The 17,689-nt window shown below is 57.2% G+C and carries 15 protein-coding genes and 1 tRNA gene; 7 read left to right on the top strand and 9 right to left on the bottom strand.

From position 1 onward, the window contains the following. Positions 1-82 precede the first annotated feature (82 nt). Together acnB and WCX72_RS05170 are read right to left on the bottom strand one after the other, a co-directional pair. Positions 83-2,635, bottom strand: a complete 2,553-nt coding sequence (gene acnB, locus WCX72_RS05175) for a bifunctional aconitate hydratase 2/2-methylisocitrate dehydratase (RefSeq protein ID WP_345971272.1) — start codon at positions 2,633-2,635, stop codon at positions 83-85. Positions 2,636-2,791: 156 nt separating this feature from the next. After that, complete coding sequence (locus WCX72_RS05170) at positions 2,792-5,023, bottom strand: DNA translocase FtsK (RefSeq protein WP_345971270.1); 2,232 nt, start codon at positions 5,021-5,023, stop codon at positions 2,792-2,794. A gap of 119 nt (positions 5,024-5,142) precedes the next feature. Here WCX72_RS05170 and WCX72_RS05165 point away from each other — a divergent pair. Further along, positions 5,143-5,226 (top strand) — tRNA-Leu (locus WCX72_RS05165). On the opposite strand, the gene WCX72_RS05160 is transcribed toward WCX72_RS05165, so the two are convergent. Together WCX72_RS05160 and WCX72_RS05155 are read right to left on the bottom strand one after the other, a co-directional pair. Further along, positions 5,205-5,879: a hypothetical protein gene (locus tag WCX72_RS05160; protein ID WP_345971268.1), complete on the bottom strand. Its 675-nt coding sequence runs from the start codon at positions 5,877-5,879 to the stop codon at positions 5,205-5,207. The two genes, WCX72_RS05165 and WCX72_RS05160, sit on opposite strands and share 22 nt — an antisense overlap. Next, positions 5,869-7,434 (bottom strand): EAL domain-containing protein, encoded by a 1,566-nt coding sequence (locus tag WCX72_RS05155; RefSeq protein ID WP_345971266.1) that lies wholly within the window; start codon positions 7,432-7,434, stop codon positions 5,869-5,871. The genes WCX72_RS05160 and WCX72_RS05155 overlap by 11 nt, the downstream gene beginning before the upstream one ends. Before the next feature lie 253 nt (positions 7,435-7,687). Here WCX72_RS05155 and WCX72_RS05150 point away from each other — a divergent pair, with 253 nt between their 5' ends. Continuing rightward, positions 7,688-8,233: a macro domain-containing protein gene (locus WCX72_RS05150; RefSeq protein ID WP_345971264.1), complete on the top strand. Its 546-nt coding sequence runs from the start codon at positions 7,688-7,690 to the stop codon at positions 8,231-8,233. Here WCX72_RS05150 and WCX72_RS05145 read toward each other — a convergent pair. Further along, on the bottom strand, positions 8,230-8,517 hold the full coding sequence (locus WCX72_RS05145) for a hypothetical protein (protein ID WP_231021010.1): 288 nt from the start codon (positions 8,515-8,517) through the stop codon (positions 8,230-8,232). The genes WCX72_RS05150 and WCX72_RS05145 overlap by 4 nt on opposite strands. 68 nt (positions 8,518-8,585) lie before the next feature. Continuing rightward, positions 8,586-10,985, bottom strand: a complete 2,400-nt coding sequence (locus WCX72_RS05140; protein ID WP_345971261.1) for a fatty acid cis/trans isomerase — start codon at positions 10,983-10,985, stop codon at positions 8,586-8,588. Between the two features lie 87 nt (positions 10,986-11,072). On the opposite strand from WCX72_RS05140, the gene WCX72_RS05135 reads away from it, so the two are divergent. Then, a complete protein-coding gene (locus WCX72_RS05135) occupies positions 11,073-11,621 on the top strand; it encodes a DUF4136 domain-containing protein (RefSeq protein WP_345971259.1) in 549 nt (182 codons plus the stop codon). A gap of 268 nt (positions 11,622-11,889) precedes the next feature. Next, positions 11,890-12,363 carry a CYTH domain-containing protein gene (locus tag WCX72_RS05130; protein ID WP_345971258.1) on the top strand — a complete coding sequence of 158 codons (474 nt, stop codon included), beginning with the start codon at positions 11,890-11,892 and terminating at the stop codon, positions 12,361-12,363. Here WCX72_RS05130 and WCX72_RS05125 read toward each other — a convergent pair. Together WCX72_RS05125 and WCX72_RS05120 are read right to left on the bottom strand one after the other, a co-directional pair. Continuing rightward, positions 12,347-12,967: a DUF502 domain-containing protein gene (locus tag WCX72_RS05125; RefSeq protein WP_231021006.1), complete on the bottom strand. Its 621-nt coding sequence runs from the start codon at positions 12,965-12,967 to the stop codon at positions 12,347-12,349. The genes WCX72_RS05130 and WCX72_RS05125 overlap by 17 nt on opposite strands. Further along, positions 12,964-13,533 carry a YceI family protein gene (locus WCX72_RS05120; RefSeq protein WP_345971256.1) on the bottom strand — a complete coding sequence of 190 codons (570 nt, stop codon included), beginning with the start codon at positions 13,531-13,533 and terminating at the stop codon, positions 12,964-12,966. Before WCX72_RS05120 ends, WCX72_RS05125 begins: the two co-directional genes overlap by 4 nt. Before the next feature lie 104 nt (positions 13,534-13,637). On the opposite strand from WCX72_RS05120, the gene WCX72_RS05115 reads away from it, so the two are divergent. Genes WCX72_RS05115 through WCX72_RS05105 form a run of 3 tightly spaced genes read left to right on the top strand, consistent with a single transcriptional unit; the run spans position 13,638 to position 17,383 of the window. Further along, positions 13,638-15,599: a M3 family metallopeptidase gene (locus tag WCX72_RS05115; RefSeq protein ID WP_345971254.1), complete on the top strand. Its 1,962-nt coding sequence runs from the start codon at positions 13,638-13,640 to the stop codon at positions 15,597-15,599. Continuing rightward, positions 15,596-16,606 (top strand): endonuclease/exonuclease/phosphatase family protein, encoded by a 1,011-nt coding sequence (locus WCX72_RS05110; protein WP_345971252.1) that lies wholly within the window; start codon positions 15,596-15,598, stop codon positions 16,604-16,606. Before WCX72_RS05115 ends, WCX72_RS05110 begins: the two co-directional genes overlap by 4 nt. Before the next feature lie 33 nt (positions 16,607-16,639). After that, complete coding sequence (locus WCX72_RS05105; protein WP_345971250.1) at positions 16,640-17,383, top strand: CHAD domain-containing protein; 744 nt, start codon at positions 16,640-16,642, stop codon at positions 17,381-17,383. 1 nt (position 17,384) lies between these two features. On the opposite strand, the gene WCX72_RS05100 is transcribed toward WCX72_RS05105, so the two are convergent. Continuing rightward, a complete protein-coding gene (locus WCX72_RS05100; RefSeq protein WP_231021001.1) occupies positions 17,385-17,627 on the bottom strand; it encodes a hypothetical protein in 243 nt (80 codons plus the stop codon). Positions 17,628-17,689: the final 62 nt, after the last annotated feature.

Raw genomic sequence — 17,689 nt, 5'->3', positions numbered from 1 at the left:
CCCGGCTGCTTGTAATGTAAAGGGATGAAAAAAGAAAGTTCGGAGAAAAAAAAGAGCGGTTCCCCGCAGAGGGGAAGCCTGCTTAGAGCGCGAACTCTTCGAGCAGGTTGAAGTTGAGGTACTTGTAGATGTCGGCTTCTTTGCCGGCGATCTTCTTCGGCACGATCTCGAGGTACTCCTCTTTTGTCGGGAGGCGTCCGAGCATCGCACAGACGGCTGCCAGTTCGGCAGAGCCGAGATAGACCTGCGCACCTTTACCCATACGGTTGTCGAAGTTACGCGTGGACGTCGAGAAGACGACCGCGTTGTCAGCGACACGAGCCTGGTTCCCCATACAGAGGGAACAGCCCGGGATCTCCGTACGCGCGCCGGCGGCACCGTACATCGCGTAGTAGCCCTCTTCCTGGAGCTGCTGCTCATCCATACGGGTCGGCGGGACAACCCACAGACGCGCCGGAACCTGGCCTTCGCCCTTGAGGACTTCACCCAGGGCGCGGTAGTGACCGATGTTGGTCATACACGAACCGACGAAGACCTCGTCGATGTTGTGCGGACGGTTAGCGTCAGCCAGCACCTCGGAAAGGGTAGCAACGTCGTCCGGATCGTTCGGACACGCAAGGATCGGTTCCGTGATCTCGCCCAGGTCGATCTCGTAAACCGCTGCGTACTCGGCGTCTTTGTCCGCTTCCATCAGTTCCGGATTTTTAAGCCACTCTTCCATCTTCTCTTTGCGGCGCGCCAGGGTACGTGCATCCTGGTAACCCGCATCGATCATGCTCTGGAGCAGCACAATGTTGGATTTGATGTACTCGATGACCGGCTCTTTGTTAAGGTGAACCGTACAGGCCGCCGCAGAACGCTCTGCAGAAGCATCGGAAAGCTCGAACGCCTGCTCGACTTTGAGATCCGGAAGCCCTTCGATTTCGAGGATACGTCCTGCGAAGATGTTCTTCTTCCCTTTTTTCTCGACGGTCAGCTCGCCTCTCTGGATGGCAGCATACGGGATCGCGTTGACCAGGTCACGCAGCGTAACGCCCGGCTGCAGTTCGCCCTTGAAGCGGACCAGTACGGATTCCGGCATCGTCAGCGGCATGGAGCCGGTAACGCCCGCGAACGCAACGATACCCGAACCGCCAGGGAAGGAGATACCGATCGGGAAACGCGTGTGCGAGTCCGCACCGGTACCGACCGTGTCCGGCAGACACATGCGGTTGAGCCAGGAGTGGATAACACCGTCGCCCGGGCGCAGTGCGACACCGGAACGGTTGGAGATGAAGTCCGGCAGGGTGTGGTACATCTTGATGTCGGAAGGCTTCGGATAGGCCGCTGTGTGACAGAAAGACTGCAGAACGAAGTCGGCATTGAAGCCCAGCGCCGCCAGCTCTTTGATCTCGTCGCGGGTCATCGGGCCCGTCGTATCCTGGCTCCCGACAGTGGTCATAACCGGCTCGACGTACATGCCCGGGCGGACGCCCTCGAGGCCGCACGCTTTACCGACCATCTTCTGCGCAAGGGTGTACCCTTTGCCCGTATCGGCCGGCTGCTCCGGCTTCAGGAAGAGCTCGATCTCGCCCATGCCGAGGACCTCGCGCGCTTTCTTGGTCAGACCGCGGCCGATGATCAGCGGAATACGGCCGCCGGCGCGGACTTCGTCCGTGATCGTGTTCGGGCGCAGGCCGAAGGTAGCGATCACTTCGCCGTTCTTCTCCGCTTTACCTTCGAACGGATAGATATCGACGACGTCGCCGGTTTCCATCTGCGTGACGTCCATCTCGAGCGGGAGTGCGCCGGAGTCTTCGGAAGTCGCGAAGAAGATCGGTGCGATAATACCGCCGATAACGACACCGCCGGTGCGCTTGTTCGGAACACCCGGGATATCCTCACCCATGTGCCACTGCACGGAGTTGATACCGGATTTACGGGAAGAGCCCGTACCGACGACGTCACCGACGTAGGCAACCGGGTGGCCCTTCTCTTTGAGGGCTTTGATCGTACCCATCGGGTCGTCCATCTTCGCCGTGAGCATGGAGTTTGCGTGCAGCGGGATATCAGAACGTGTAAAGGCTTCGGACGCCGGGGAGAGGTCGTCGGTGTTGGTTTCGCCCGGAACCTTGAAGACGGTCACGGTGATTTTTTCAGGCAGATCGGCTTTGGACGTGAACCACTCTGCGTTCGCCCAAGACTCAAGCACTTTCGTTGCGGCGGCATTGCCCGCTTTGTGCAGTTCTTCGACATCGTTGAACGCGTCATAAACGAGCAGCGTATGGCTCAGCGCCTTGATCGCCGCGTCAACAACGGCGGCATTGGAAGATGAGAGGGCATCGATGATCGGCTTAACGTTATAGCCGCCCAGCATCATGCCGAGCATTTCGACCGCCGCGTCCGGTGCGATTGCCGCAACGCTCACGTTTTCCTGTGCAACATCATTGAGGAACGCCGCTTTGACATAGGCGGCGTCGTCAACGCCCGGAGAAACACGGTTTTTCAGAAGATCGATATTTTCGGCCATATCGCCTTCGCCTGCCTTGATCATTTCGATCAGGTCAGCGGTCTGCGCCGCAGACAGAGGAAGTGGAGGTACGCCCAGAGCTTCACGCTCTGTTACATGCGCTTTATATTCGTCCATAAAAGCCATCGTTTTATCCTGTAAATAAGATTTCGAGAGATTATAGCGAAGGAAAGAATCAAGAAGGTTTCTAGTGTTACAAACCGTAACCTATTTTTGAGATTTTGTTGCCAATGTGTTTAGTTTTGAAACATAGTTGAGGCCCAAGCAGGGCCAGGCCTCCCTTTATCCGATGATATCGCGGTTTCCTTTTGCGTTGGGAGGTGACAGCAGACCCCGCTGTTCCATCTGTTCGATGATACGCGCGGCACGGTTATAGCCGATCTGGAGTTTGCGCTGCAGGTAGCTGATGGAGGTTTTGCGGTCGGCAAGGACGATCTCCTTCGCCTCCTCGTAAAGTTCATCCATATCCTCAATCGTCCCTTCGTCACCCGTACTGCCGCTGCTGCCGCTCTCGGCGAGGAAGGATTCATCATACTGCGGCGCGCGCTGGGATTTGAGGAACTGGACGACATGGTCGATCTCCTCCTCCGTACTCCACGGCGCATGCAGACGGATCAGCCCCGTCGCGCCCGGAGGCGTAAAGAGCATATCGCCCCGACCCAGCAGCGACTCCGCCCCCTGGGCATCCAGAATGATCTTGCTGTCGACACGCTGGCCGACGCGGTAGCTGATGCGTGAAGGGAGGTTTGCCTTGATCAGTCCCGTGACGACGTCCACGGAGGGGCGCTGGGTCGCGACGATCAGGTGGATCCCCGACGCTCGTGCCATCTGCGCTAGGCGGGCGATGGAGTACTCCACATCCTTGCCCGAGGTCATCATCAGGTCAGCGAGTTCGTCGATGATGACGACGATGTAAGGAAAGGGCTGTCCGCCTTCGCGCTTCATCTTCTCGTTATAGTTTTCGATGTTTTTCGTGCGCGACTCGCTCATGAGCTGGTAGCGACGCTCCATCTCCCCGACCATGTTGTTCAGCGCCGCGATCGCCTGTTTGGCCTTCGTGATCACCGGGGTGAGCAGATGCGGGATGTCGTTATAGATGGAGAACTCAAGCATCTTCGGGTCGATCATCAGCAGCCGCAGTTGGTCCGGGGAGTTCTTGTAAAGCAGGCTGAGGATCATCGCATTAATCCCCACCGATTTGCCCGAACCCGTTGTTCCCGCAATGAGAAGGTGGGGCAGTTTTTTCAGGTCCGTGATAAACGGCTTGCCGACAATGTCCTTGCCCAGGGCTATTGTCAGGGGGGACTTCGCCTCCTGGAACAGTTTGCTCTCGAAGATCTCACGCAGGTAGATCGTCTCGACGCTATGGTTCGGAATCTCGATACCGACGACATCCTTGCCCGGGATAGGCGCCTGGATACGGATCGTCTCGGCGCGCAGGGCCATCGCAAGGTCGTCTTGAAGGTTCATGATCTTCGAAACCTTGATGTGCGCGGCCGGTTTGAATTCGAAAGTCGAAACGACCGGTCCCGCGTAGGTGCGGATAACGTCCCCGTCGATCTTGAACTGTGCCAGTTTCTCGATCAGGTCGCGGATCTTGTCATCGAGCTCGCGCTCGTCGATGCTGTTGCCCTGTTTCGGCGGCTTTTGAAAAAAGTCGAGGGAAGGCAGCTTGAAGTTCTTGGGCTTCTCCGACTTCCCTTTTTCGATCTGCTCGAGCAGCTTCTTGTTTTCATCAAGCTCCTCAACGATCAGCGCGCTTTTTTTCTGCCGTACCCCCTCGGCCTTTGCAAGAATGGTCCCCTCTTTCGCTGCAGGTACCGCTTTCGGCACGACCTCTGCCTCTGCTTCCGCATCCTCGAACGGGCTCTCCTGCTGCGCCTTCGGCACCAGTCTGATAGCCGCATCGTCCGATTCCAGAGGCATCTTCATCCGCTCGTACGCGGGCGCATCGAATGGGTCGTCGTCAAAGAGTCCCGGCTGTTCCGTCACGGCGGCACGCGTTTTGAGCGGGGCCGCATCGGATGTCGTAACCGCATCGTCCTTCTCGTCCGACTTGCTGAACGAAAAGGGAAGTTTCGGTTTGGGCATGGAGGGGAACTTCTCGGCGTCAACCAGGATCACGGCGGCGATCGTGACCGTCATCACCCAGAAAACCCAGAGTCCGAACGCCCCGATATAGGGTTCGAGGAAGTCGACGAACCCGGCGCCAAGGGCACCGCGCAGTGTTCCCTCCGTCACCAGCGCCTGCAGGATCAGCAGGGAGAAAAAGAGGAGGATCCCCGCCAGGATCTTCTCGGTGCGCTCGACATTGATCTCACTGTCTCTGTAGTAGGTATACAGCGGGTACAGCAGGGCAAAAAGGTAGGCGAAAGAGACATAGCCGAACAGCGCCCGGTTCGCCTTGGCGATAATCTCCCCGATCGTCCCGATAACTGCCGCATCCGCGATGATCGTCGAGATCCCCGCGTATACCAAGATGGCCAAAACAGTAATAAAAAGTGCCTGCCGCAAATACGATCCTCATTTTTCAAGTAATGTTAGGGATTATAACAAAAAGTGCTTTGGCCGCCCATTGGGATGGCTGCGGGCCTATTTTAAGGATGCATCCATTACAATTCGGCTCTGCGAAAGCCGCTGTGGTGGAATGGTAGACACGACGGATTCAAAATCCGTTGTCTTCGGACGTGCCGGTTCAAGTCCGGCCAGCGGTACCACCCTCTTTGACCCTTTTTTCAAACCTTTTTTCTTCGAGCTGCTCCATGACGGTAGCAAACGGTTCATTTTCGAGATAGCGGATTGAGGCGGCATCAAAAGTCAGCCCGAAAATTCTGCTGCGGTGTTTGAACGTATGGTTAGCGGCGCCGTTTTGCATATTGACCAGAAGTGCATCAACTCCACCCTCATCGATGTGATGCATAAACAGGAGGAAATCCCCTCCGCCATAGCGTGCAATTTCAAAATTCACCTGCTGCATTTTCAGGAATTCGATCACATAGCTGCAGACGAGCATCAGAACCCGGTTACCGATGATGCTGTCGTATTCATCGACAATCGTCCCGTAATCCTGGATACGAAGGCTGACCAGGTAGCCCTCATCGTTAAACCCCTGGCGTGCATTGAGCTTCTGTTTGTAGAGCCAGAGACGGTTTTTCGCCGGTGTAATGTCGTCGGAAAAGAGATGGGTCCGCAGAAGATCGATCTCACGGCGCGTAGCATCTCCACCCTCTGCTTCTCGGGACGCATCCAGGCGCTTTTGCTCCTCTTCAAAGGTCTCCCGGTATTTTGAAGGCAGAACGATTGCTTCATTCATCAGCCGGCGCATCGTCCTGTCCGTGATTTCCGACAGCTGTTTGTCGTCATGATGCATAGGCGGCCTCCCTGTAACCAAAGCTCTGCAGCGCCTCATCCCACTGCTGCGGCTTGTGCAGATGGTACCCCTGGAAATAGTCCACACCGATGCTCTGCGCCATGCGCAGCACCCCTATATCGCTGATGTACTCCGCCACGGTCTCGATCCCAAGCTCATGGCAGATATTGACCATGTTGCCGAGGATAATGCGGTGTTTGCGGTCATGAATATTCGAGATCAGCGAACCGTCGAGCTTGACGTAATCGATTTCGAGGTTCAGCAGGTTGTCATAGTTTGAGAATCCGCTTCCGAAATCATCGATGGCGATCAAAACACCGCGCTTTTTCAGCCGGAAAATGAACTCGTTGACAATCTCCAGGTCACGGATCTGGTCGCTCTCGAGGATTTCAACCGTCAGCCTGTTGCCGCGCTTCTCCTTCGCCAGCCTCTCAAGCAGTCGCTCTCTTAAAAGCACGTTGTTGATATCGACATAAGAGAGGTTCAGCGTCACCGCGATGTCGTAGTGCGCCAGCACGTCAAAGACCTTGTCGATCATCTGGAGCATCAGCTCGGTGTAGAGGCGGTACTCTTTGGACTTCTCCAAGAAAGCCGCCGGCGAAAGCACCCGTCCCTGCCGGTCTACCAGCCGCATCAGGCTTTCAAACTTCTCCGGTTTCGTCAGTTCACCGTTACGGAAGATCCCCTGCAAATAGGGCGTCACCCTTTTGTGCTCGATGTTCTCCTGAAGCAGTTCATAGGTTTTATTGGAAAAATGGGTGTTACGCTCGGCGGAGCCGCTGTCATAGAAGATGTAGCTGTTGTGCAGCCTCTTCGCCTCCTGCAGTCCTTTTTCCGCGTACATCAGGCTGACGGCGCCGTCAGCTTTGCTTGCTCCTATTGAGACATTGATATGGATGTTGTTCCCCCCTACGACATGAAAGGCGTATTCCGATACACAGGCGTGGAGTTTTTCGGCAATGAAATCAAGCAGGCGGTGCGAAAAGTCGTTTTTGACAAAAAGGCAGAGCCGGTCGGCATAAAGATGGTAGAGGTCGAAATCGAACGGCGCGGAACCGAGGGCACGGAAATGGGCGTCCTCTTCGAACCGGCCAAGCGTCGCGCGCACCTGCGTTTCAAGCTCCGCCACCATCCGCTCCGCGTTCTCGTATCCGTAGAGGATACGGATGTCGTCGAAAGCGACAATGTCGATCAGCATGACAACGGCATTGCCCTCATACGCGGAGATCCGCTTCTGGCAATCATGCATCGAGTGGACTTCATGCGTGACGTCCACGGCCCATGCCGCCGTCGCGTTATGCTTCGCGCCCGGGTGTTCAGAGGTTAGGGGGAGCGCGCTCATCGCCTTCTCCTGTTTCAGTCGGTCAACTTCATCTTTGATGTCGACCAGTTTGCGAAGCGCCTCGTCCTTATCATCGGCCGTGACCCTTCGCTTGACCGGCTTCCCTTCCTCGTCGCGGTAGGTAACGTAGTAACCCGTCACCCTCCCGTCAGACTTACGGTAGAGTTCGCTGATCCCTTTGTAGTGTTTGTCCTGAAGTGTCCGAATCGGCATGTCGCCCTCCGTCCAGTCATCCTCTTTGTGGCCGCATGGGCCTCTTTGGCACCGTCATCACTGCAACGACGGTTTCACACATTTTTCCATGCTAGCACAATTACTACTTTTGTGTCAAGCATATTGTAGTAATTTGTTAAAGTTACTACATTTTTTCCAAGATGATGATCTTCAGGGGTACCGCGCCTGGACATGGATGCTGTCGGCATCGGCTCCCTCCCCTCCCCTATGCAGATGATGCTACAATGTCTTCATGGCCTATCACGTAACCCTCAGAACAGGAAACCTCCTGAACGCACCGGCATCGGATTTCATCGTCAATCCGTCCAATACGGTACTGACACTGGGTTCGGGCGTTTCGGGCGCGTTCGCAGCCGCCTGCGGCCCGGCCCTGCAGAATGCAATGACCCGCGCGTTAAGGGAAACGGGAAAGCTGCAGAAAGGGGATGTTGTCGCCACCGGCGGCTGCGCGCGTTTCGGCAGCGTGCTGCATGCCGCCGTCATGGACTACAACCCGGGCGCGACGGAAGCCCTGCCACGGCTAGGGGAGATCACAACCATCCTCCATAACATTCAGACCGCTCTGGCTTCCTTTGCCGCGCTGCACGGCAAGAACGTCACGCTGGCGCTGCCGCTGATGGGCACAGGGGTCGGCGGGCTGGACAAGCGGCGTGTACTGGAAATCTATCGTGATTTTTTCAGGAGTGCTGTCGATTTTGAGTGTGAGGTATTACTGTATGCGCACTCCGAAGGCGACTATATGCTGATGCAGCGCATCTTCGGAGCGGAGCGCTCTTAGGCGCCGCCGCCGGTGTCGGCATTCAGGTCTTCGGTATGCTTGTCGTGATGCGGCATCCCCTCGTTGGATGCTTTTGCTTCCTGGAGTCCCTTGATCACCTCATCGATGTTTTCGTAGGGAAGGTGGACCTTCCAGTCGCTGGATGCCCCTTCCAATGCGATGGCGATGCTGACCACCGGGCTGCTGTGTTTGCCGTAAGGCTCCTCGATATGCGCGATACTGATCGTGCCGTTTTGCGTATGCGCCAGTTTTAGCGTTTTGATCTCAACCATCGATTTTGACATCCTAGACTCCTTTTATTCAAGTGGCTTGGGACCATTGTAGCACATTTCGCCCGCCGGCGTCCGCCCCTTTACTCTTCCCCCTCTTTTTTCCCGTGGGAGCGCGAAAGGTAGTAGTAGCGGTTCAGGTCGAACAGCCCCGCGTCAATGGGGTGCATCGCTTCGAAGCGTTTCTGGAACCAGTCATACACTTCCCAGAAACGGGGGTTGTCCCGGGTAATGCCAAAATGAAAGAAGCGGCGGCGATACTCGGGCGTATCCTTGTAGTGTGCGAGCATATCGAAAAAAGCCGGAGCCTCCTCCGCATCCAGCTCGAGCAGCATGTTCGGATACGAACCGATAAAATCAAAGATGAAATCCGCACTGTCCCTGGAAGGGTCGAGACGTCCCTTCTCATCGAACATGAAAGCGACGTTGTCGTGCCAACGGTTCACGACGACCGAAAAGAGGATATCCTCCTCCCCCTCGGGCATGCGCACACGGACATACGCCAGGTTCGACTGTTGGCCATCGATCGTACGGACAAAGGCCGTCCCGGGTTTCGAAACGGCACGAAACGCCTGGAGATAATCCCCGCGCGTCCGGTACTGCTCGGGGAGCGGCGGATGCGCGTCCCCCACGCGGAAATAGTTCACCGGGTCAAAGGAGATGTCCGTCTCCCCGAGCAGCTCGTGATCGACAATATGCTCGACGAATTCGCGTTTGGGATCGTTTGTCTCGAAAGCAACGGCCGCGGGCATGCGCGCCGGACGGTAAAAGAGCTTGTTCTCTACAAGAAGGTTGAGATTTTTGTTCCACGCGTCGAAGAGCTTGTGACGGACATCCGCCGGCAAAAAGTCGATGTAGTTGCTCTCCCCCTCCACGCGCAGCCGGTCCATATAGCGGCGGACGTTGGTCTGGTGCCCGACATTGCCGAAGACGTCGAATCCCGCGACCAGGGCGTAGTAGATGCGCTCGAAAAGCGGATAGTCGATAACCCAGAGGGTTTTGGGCAGGTCCCCGAGGGCTCCTTTATGAACCGAGGCGCTGTCGAAATGGCGGTAGATCGTAAGCAGCGGCGCGTCGTCGGCCTCCACACCCTTCCAGACGGCATCATACCCCAGCCCGTCCGTATAGATAAGCGAATAAAAATCCGCCCGGGCTTTATAGTAATCGACAGCGCGTTTGATGTATTTGTCGCTGAGAAAGCGGTACGCCGGGAAATCGCTCCCCTGTTCGTCCGGCAGGGAGAGCTGTTTCTCGTTGAAGCGCAGCAGGTTCGGGTAGTGCAGGCTCAAATCATATTTGGGGTCGAGGAACATCACCCAGAAATGATCGTTGATCACGTTCAGTGCCACCTGCCCTTTGCAGACCGGACCGCGGATAAAGGTGCGAACGATGTATTCGCTGTTGTCAAGCAGAAAGGCGTAGCGCGCCGCGGCGGGGATCTGGGCGAAGGTCGTGAAGGGGTTGGCCGACTGTTTCGCACCGTAGCCCATCAGGTGCGGCGTCTCATCCCAGGGGGCCTCGATAAAATGCTTTTCGACGCGCGCCAGCTGGGCCGCATCGAGCGTAAACACCATATGCGTCTTGTGCACCAGCGTCGATGTGATCCGGCGGAACCGGTAATAAAACGCACCCTTGCCGGGGTCGTCGTAGGGCCTTAGCGTCGGGATGATCTTGATTGCAGACGGCGCAGCCGTTTTGGAGCGTACCAGTTCATAGAAGGCGCCGTCAGGGGTTGCGAAACGGATATGGGCCAGGTAGAGGTGCTCATAGAGGTAACGGGCCGTCATGGCGTGTTTCGCATCCTGCATGTTCAGGAAACGTTCCCAGGTTTCCAGCGCACTCCTGTCGGCTTCCGCGGGAGCGTTCATCCGCCGCTGCTCCGCGCTGCCCGGTCCCTTGGCACCCTGCTGCGCCCACTGGGCCAGCGTCGTCATCTCTGCATTCGTCAGTGGTGGGAAGCCGTAGGGCATCCCGCGCTCCGGGTATGCATCCAGGTACTCTTCAAGTTCGTCATGGTCCTTCGGACAGGTGAGTTCATCGGATTCCGGCCGGTACTCCCCGGCGCTATGGGGCAGTTGCCGCTTGGCCTCCAGCAGGCTGATCAGCGTAGAGTCGTTGAAACGGCCCGAAGCGGCGTTGGCCGTCACCGAGTAGAAGTCGTACCTGTCGTGCCACTGATCGGCAGTGTCCGCATCGACGAAGAGGCGGGTCGGATGGGCGGCGCCGAGCCTTTCGGCGTCGTAAACGGCCATCTTCGTCGCTCCGCGTTCAAGCCCTTCGAAGGCGCTGAGTTTCAGCTGGCAGGGGGCGTTGTAACACGAATGACAGACCACGCAGCGGCGGTCAAGAATGGGACGAACCTCTTTGGTGTAGTCGATGGTGCGCTCCGAAACGGCAACGGCAACAGGGGGAACGGGTTTCGGGGCACAGCCGCCCAACGCCAAAAACAGCAGGATGATCGAAGAGTAGAGTAACGGTTTCATTAGGTGTAAGTGTACCGTATTCTGTTACCGGACCCCTGCTACAATATGGACAAACCCAACGTGATCCATGATCTCAAAGGAGCTGCCATGTTCATCCGTATATTCTCGGTCGCACTGCTGTTGCTGCTTGCGGGATGCTCCAGCCTGCAGGTTCAGAGCGATTACGATCCCAAGTTCGATTTCACCCCCCTGGAACGCTTTGCCGTCGTCTATCCCCGTAAAGAGGGGGTAACGACCCTCACGCAAAGCCGTATCGCCGAAGCGATTACCGCCGGTATGACCCGCAAGGGCTACACAGCCGTCGCCAAGGAGCAGGCGGATTTCATCCTCATCTTCCATACCGATGTGACCACCAGAAGAGAGGTCACGACCGATTTCCAGATGGTCGGCTTCTTCCCCTATTACGGCTACGGGTACGGGGCGTCCATGACGGTGCCGATCCAGCGCGAGTACGAATATGACGAGGCCCAGATCATCATTGACGCCCTCAACCCCGACGGGAACAAGATCTTCTGGCGGGCCGCCACGACCGACCGTCTCAAGAGTTTCGACACCCCCGAAGAGCGGACGGTCTACATTAACGAGGTCGTCGCCGAGAGCCTCAAAACGTTCCCCCAAAAGCGTAAAGCGCCCTGACCCGGCGGGGTGCCGACAATCATGAAAAAAACTGCTCTTTTTATTCAATTCTTTTGAATGGAAAAAGCGCTACTTTTTTCGCTAGCATACGCCCCTTATTAATAAGGAGTGAACAATGATCGAACTGCTTGGCATCTTTTATCCGAGCGTCGCAGTGATCGGATACAGCATGTATTTCTATCACAACACCGGCGATCGCAAGCACTAACAGCTTTCTTGCCGGGGAGCCCCGGCGCCCTATCCTCTTTTTTCTGCGCTACAATACTTCATGGCCATCGAAATCGAACGCAAATTTCTCATCGACCCCGCGCTGCTTCCCAAGCTGCCCGCACCCTTTGTCATCACACAAGGGTACATCCCCGCCGAAGGTGTGACCGTCAGGGTTCGTACAAAGAACGCGAAAGCGTTCCTGACCCTCAAAGGCAAAAGAGAGGGCATCGTTCGGAGCGAATTCGAATACGAGGTCCCCGTTGATGATGCCTTCGCGATGCTGCAAGAACTCTGCCCCGCGCCGCTGATCGAAAAAAAACGCTACGAGATCCTCTACGAGGGGCATCTGTGGGAGGTCGATATCTTCGAGGGGGAAAACGCGGGGCTCTATCTGGCAGAGATCGAACTGGAAAGTGCGGACGAGACCTTCGCGCTGCCGCCCTGGGTGACCCGCGAGGTCACCGACGACAGGCGCTACTACAACTCCAACCTGCGCACCCTCCCCTACGTGCGCTTCAAGAACGAGGCGTAACGCCCGCCCCGTGAATCTTATCAGTCACTTCGTCGCGTTTGACAAAGTCCGCCCCCATGCTGATAATAAAGGAAGAGGCCTCCTCCAATGTCAGCGATACCGGAACGGTGAGCTCATCCTTGACCAGAACCGTGTAGCCGCTGGTGGGGTTCGGCGACGTCGGCACAAAGAGGACGCAGATACCGTTATGGCGGTTGAGGACATAGGCCGGCACCCAGACGCCGTCTTTGGGGTATTCGACGAGCACAACCTCTTTCTTGCCCGAATCATCCTTGCCGGTGAGCATATTGGAGATCTTCCGGGAAACGGAGTAGATCGTATTGACCGCAGGGATCTTCTCGAACATCCGGTCGATCGCCGAGAGCAGAACGGAGCGGCCATAGCGTTCGATGGTCCATCCCAGCAGGATCAGCGCCGACAGCACCCCGAGCATCAACAAGACCGTCGCGCCGGTAGAATCAGTCAGGGTATTGAGCCGGAAATAGGCGCTGAGCCCGATGTTTTTAAGGAAATTGACAACGAGGAGCACCACCACCAGTGGAAAGAATGAGAGCGCCCCCACGAAGAGGAAGCGGATCATTTTCTTGACGGCGGCGGCGATCATTTCGTACAGCTCTCCTCGACCTTCACACTGAAGCCGATATTAACGTCCTGCCAGGTTTTGCCGGCATGCAGGTCATAGCAGGCGCGGTTGATCGAGGTCAGCGCGTCGAGGGCTTTGAAGTCGCCAAGGTCGATCACCCCGCCGGCAGTGAAGACGCCCTTCTCATAGCTGTAGGCCATCGGCACGTTGAGGCCCTTGCCATTCATGATGACTTCCACCAGGATGACTTTGGCTTCTTCATCCATATCGAGGATCTGCGCTTCGAGCATCTGTCCGTCCATCTGGTTGAAGAAGAACTGCACCAGCTTCGCGTCGCGGCCGGTATTGCCCGAATCGACATTGTTCGTCTGGATCATCACCTTGGCGCCTTTGAGCAGCTGCGTCAGCGACGCGCCTTTCTCGGTGCCTTTGTAGACGATGGAACGGAAGGTCCCGCCCACCCCTTTCTTCATCGGCGTCTTGAACGCCGTCCAGTTGACGCTGACGTCGCCGCTCTTGCTGTAGCTGCAGTCGGCCATCGCGACGGTGGCGGCAACGAGAACCGATAATGCAATCTTTTTCATCATTACTCTCCTGGTGAACCAAAGTTTTCCGGCTATTATAACTGCCATTGTTTAATCACGTATCAGCATCTTGAGGTAATATTTCAACAAAGATAGGAAGGATATCAATGAGCAAAGCACCTTTTTTACCCTTTAAGGTCAACCTGGAGACTTTCATCGACGATCTGCAACGCACCCTGGACGAAGGACGCAGCCAGATCGCAGCCCTTCTCGCCATCGAGGAAAAGAGCTATGCCAATTTCGTCAAACCCTTCGAGATGCTCGACGAGCGGCTTGAGCACTTCTTCACGCCGATGTCGCACCTGCACTCCGTCAACAACAGCGACAAGACCCAGGAGGTCTACACCGCCGCCCTGCCGCTGCTGACGGAGTACGGCACCGAGATCGGGCAGAACCTCGAGATCTATACGGCATTCAAAGCGATCAAGGCCAACGCATACGACCTGCTCTCCCCCGAACAGCAGCGCGTCATCGACCTCAACATCCAGGGATTCGAGCTGAGCGGCGCCCACCTGGACGAGGCTAGCAAAAAACGCCTGGCCGAGATCAGCCTGCGCCGAAGCGAACTCTCCAACACCTTTACCCAGAACCTGCTCGACGCCACCAACGCCTTCGAATACGTCATCACCGACCCCGCCGACGTCGAGGGGATGCCCAAGAGCGACATCGAGAGCGCCGCGTTTAAGACCGAAGAGGGCAAGACGGCATGGAAGTTCACCCTTCAGATGCCCTCCTACATCGCCTACATGACCTACGGTCCCAACCGCGAGATCCGCGAAGCGCTTTACAAGGGCTATACGACCCGCGCCCCCGAGAACGCCGAAATCATCGAGGAGACCCTTGCCCTGCGCAAAGAGGCCTCCCGCCTGATCGGCTTCGAGACCTACGCCGAGCGCTCCCTGGCAACGAAGATGGCGAAGGACCCCGACACCGTCCTGGCCTTCCTGAACGAACTGGCCGACGCCTCCATGGCCCAAGGGCAGCGCGAACTCGCCGAACTGCGCGAATTCGCCGGTGCGGCGGAGTTGCAGAGCTATGACAGTGCCTTCTTCGGCGAACAGCTCAAGAAGAGCCGCTACGACATCGACGAGGAGGAGTACCGCCCCTACTTCGAACAGAACTCCGTCGTCGAAGGGCTTTTCGAATTCCTCCACCGCCTCTTCGGCGTCAGCATCCGCCCGGCCGAAGGGGTTGCACTCTGGCATGAGACGGCGACGGCCCACGACCTCTACGTCGACGGCCAGCTCCGTGCCCGCCTCTACCTCGATCTCGAGGCGCGCCCGAGCAAACGCGGCGGGGCATGGATGCATAACTGGCAGAGCCACTGCCTCGACGAAGAGGGCAACGAGCAGCTCGCCTCCGCCTTTATCGTCTGCAACTTCCCGCCCTCAAGCGCTTCGACTCCCTCCCTCCTGCGCCACGACGACGTCGTCACCCTCTTCCACGAGACGGGACACGCCATCCACCATCTTCTCAGCACCGTCAACGAGAACGGGGTCAGCGGGGTCAACGGGGTCGAGTGGGACGCCGTGGAGTTCCCCTCGCAGTTCCTGGAAAACTTCGCCTACGAGCCGCAGGTACTGAAGCTCTTTGCCAAACACTATGAGAGCGGCGACGTCATCAGCGACCTGATGATCGACAAACTGGTCCGTGCCAAGAACTTCCAGTCGGCGATGAGTATGCTCCGCCAGCTGGAGTTCGCCATTTTCGACTTCACCCTCCACATGGAGGAGACTCCGGACGTCCAGGCGGTCCTCGACGCCGTGCGCGAACGTACCGCCCTGCTCACGCCCCCGTCGTACAACAAGTTCCAAAACGGCTTCTCCCACATCTTCGCCGGCGGATACGCGGCGGGATACTACAGCTACAAATGGGCGGAGGTCCTCAGCGCCGACGCCTTCTTCGCCATCGTTGACCAGGGGGTCTTCGATACCGCCCTGGGGCGCAGCTACCTTGACATCGTTCTGGGACGCGGCGGTTCCGAGAGCATGCGGGTGCTTTTCTACAAGCTGATGGAACGCGAACCCGAAACGCAGAGCCTCCTGCGCCTGAGCGGCATTGAGGCGTGATCAAATTCCTCGCGGCACTGCTGCTGCCGCTGCTGCTGTTTGCAGGAGAGCCCATGCGCATCGCAACCTATAACGTCGAGAACCTCTTTGACCTCGAACGCAGCGGCAACGAGTACGCCGAGTATATCCCCGACACACCCTGGCAGTGGAACGAAAAGAACTACCGCAAAAAACTCAACCATATCGCCCGCGTCATCGCCGAGATAAAACCCGACGTCATCGGCCTGCAGGAGATCGAATCGGACCGGGCCCTGCGCGATCTGCAGGTGGCGGTCAAACGCGCCGGGTGGTACCTTCCCCACCGCGCCATTGCCGACGCCAAACCGAGCGTCGTCAAAACGGCGCTGCTCTCGCGCCTTCCCGTCAAGGTCAAACGTGAAATCGCGGTCGCCAACGGCAACCGGATCCGCAACATCCTCGAGGTGCGCCTTGAGACCGGCGGCGAACCGCTCTACGTCTTCGTCAACCACTGGAAAAGCAAATCGGGCCCCGAAAGCCTGCGCATACTCTCGGCCAAAGCCCTGAAAGCGCGGCTCGATGCGCTGGGAAGCGTTTCATACGTCCTGCTGGGGGACTTCAACGCCGACTACGACGAAAAGCACCTGTTCGCCCGCAAGCGCAAGCATAACGACACCGACGGGATCACCGGCATCAACGACGTGCTGATGACCATGCGCGACGAGAAAGGGATCACCCTGGAGGAGTTGGCCCGCTGCCCCTCCTGCGCCTACGACCTCTGGTACGAATTGCCGGCACTGCAGCGCTGGAGCCACAGCTTCTACGGCCAGAATGAGGCCCTGGACCATATCATCATCTCCCCCGCCCTCGCCGACCATAAAGGTAATGAGTATGTCAGGGGAAGTTTCGCGCGCTTCAAGCCGGAGTACCTTGTGACGAAAAAAGGGGCGCCCAACCGCTGGCAGCGCAGCCGCACCTACCCCAAACACCACATCGGAAAGGGGTACTCCGATCACCTTCCGATCTACGCCGATTTCATTTTGAAGTGAGTCTGTAACAAAATTGCACTATAATAATCCACCATGGAAAGCGCGCTTTTAAAATCGTACCTGATCCGGCAGCTCCAAACCGCCAGCGAGCAGCTCCCCCTTGTCGGTCCTGCTGCCGATATCGAGGCCCTGCACCGCTTTCGGGTCGCCCTGCGACGGTTCCGCTCCGTCCTTTCGGCTTACACCCATCATCTTTACGCCCCGGACGCTATTGCCAAATCGATGCTCAAAGTCACCAATCCCCTGCGCGAGACCGATGTCTTTCTGGACGCGCTCTCTTCTGAATCCTATCCGAACCTGCATACGGCCCTGACCCGCTACCGGGAAAAACAGTATAAAAAGCGGTGGCCCCCCGAAACGCCCCGGCGTTTCGCCCAAACGATCGATCTGCTGATCGCCGATGTCCAAGCCCTGAAACTGGACCAGCGAAAAGGGAGGCTGATTCGCCGGGGCGAGGCCATTTACGAAAAGGCAAAAACAGCGCGGCGGGCTCTCGGAGAGGATTCAAAAGAGGAAGAGATCCACGAGATCCGTCTGCGTTACAAACAGGCGCGCTACGTCCTGGAGTTCCTGGACGAAGCCGGCCTCGTCGATGCCAAACGCAAGATCAAAAACGCCAAGAAGCACCTGGAACATTTCGGCGCCATCCAGGATGCGGCCAACCAGCTGGCATGGCTGCACCGTTTCTGCGACAAACACCCCTCTCAGGAGTGCGCTGCGCTCTACGAAGCACGAAAAAAAGCTCTCCGAAAACTCAAAAAGGCTTTCGAACTCTGAATCAGCAGGGCTCCCAGCCGCTGATATCGTCAGGAATGCCGAGATCGAAGGTGTCAAGGGGATAGGCCATCTCCGGGTGGATGATGTAAAACCCGCTCTCGTGAACAAACCCCTCGATCGCATCGATCATATCGCCGTAGTCGCCCATGCTCTCGTCGTTGAAAAGGATATGGTAACGCCCGCCGCCGTCGCGGGCGACATGGAAGATGCCCGCTGCAGTTTTGAAACGGAGTATTTTTGTCAAATGCGCTCTCTGTTTTTCCATGCCAGATGCAACCCTTATTCTATCCTCATCGCCAGAGGCGC

The organism is Thiomicrolovo immobilis (assembly GCF_039645955.1).
Taxonomy (GTDB): Bacteria; Campylobacterota; Campylobacteria; order Campylobacterales; family Sulfurimonadaceae; genus Thiomicrolovo; species Thiomicrolovo diazotrophicus.
This window is presented reverse-complemented; position numbering and strand designations above follow the sequence as displayed.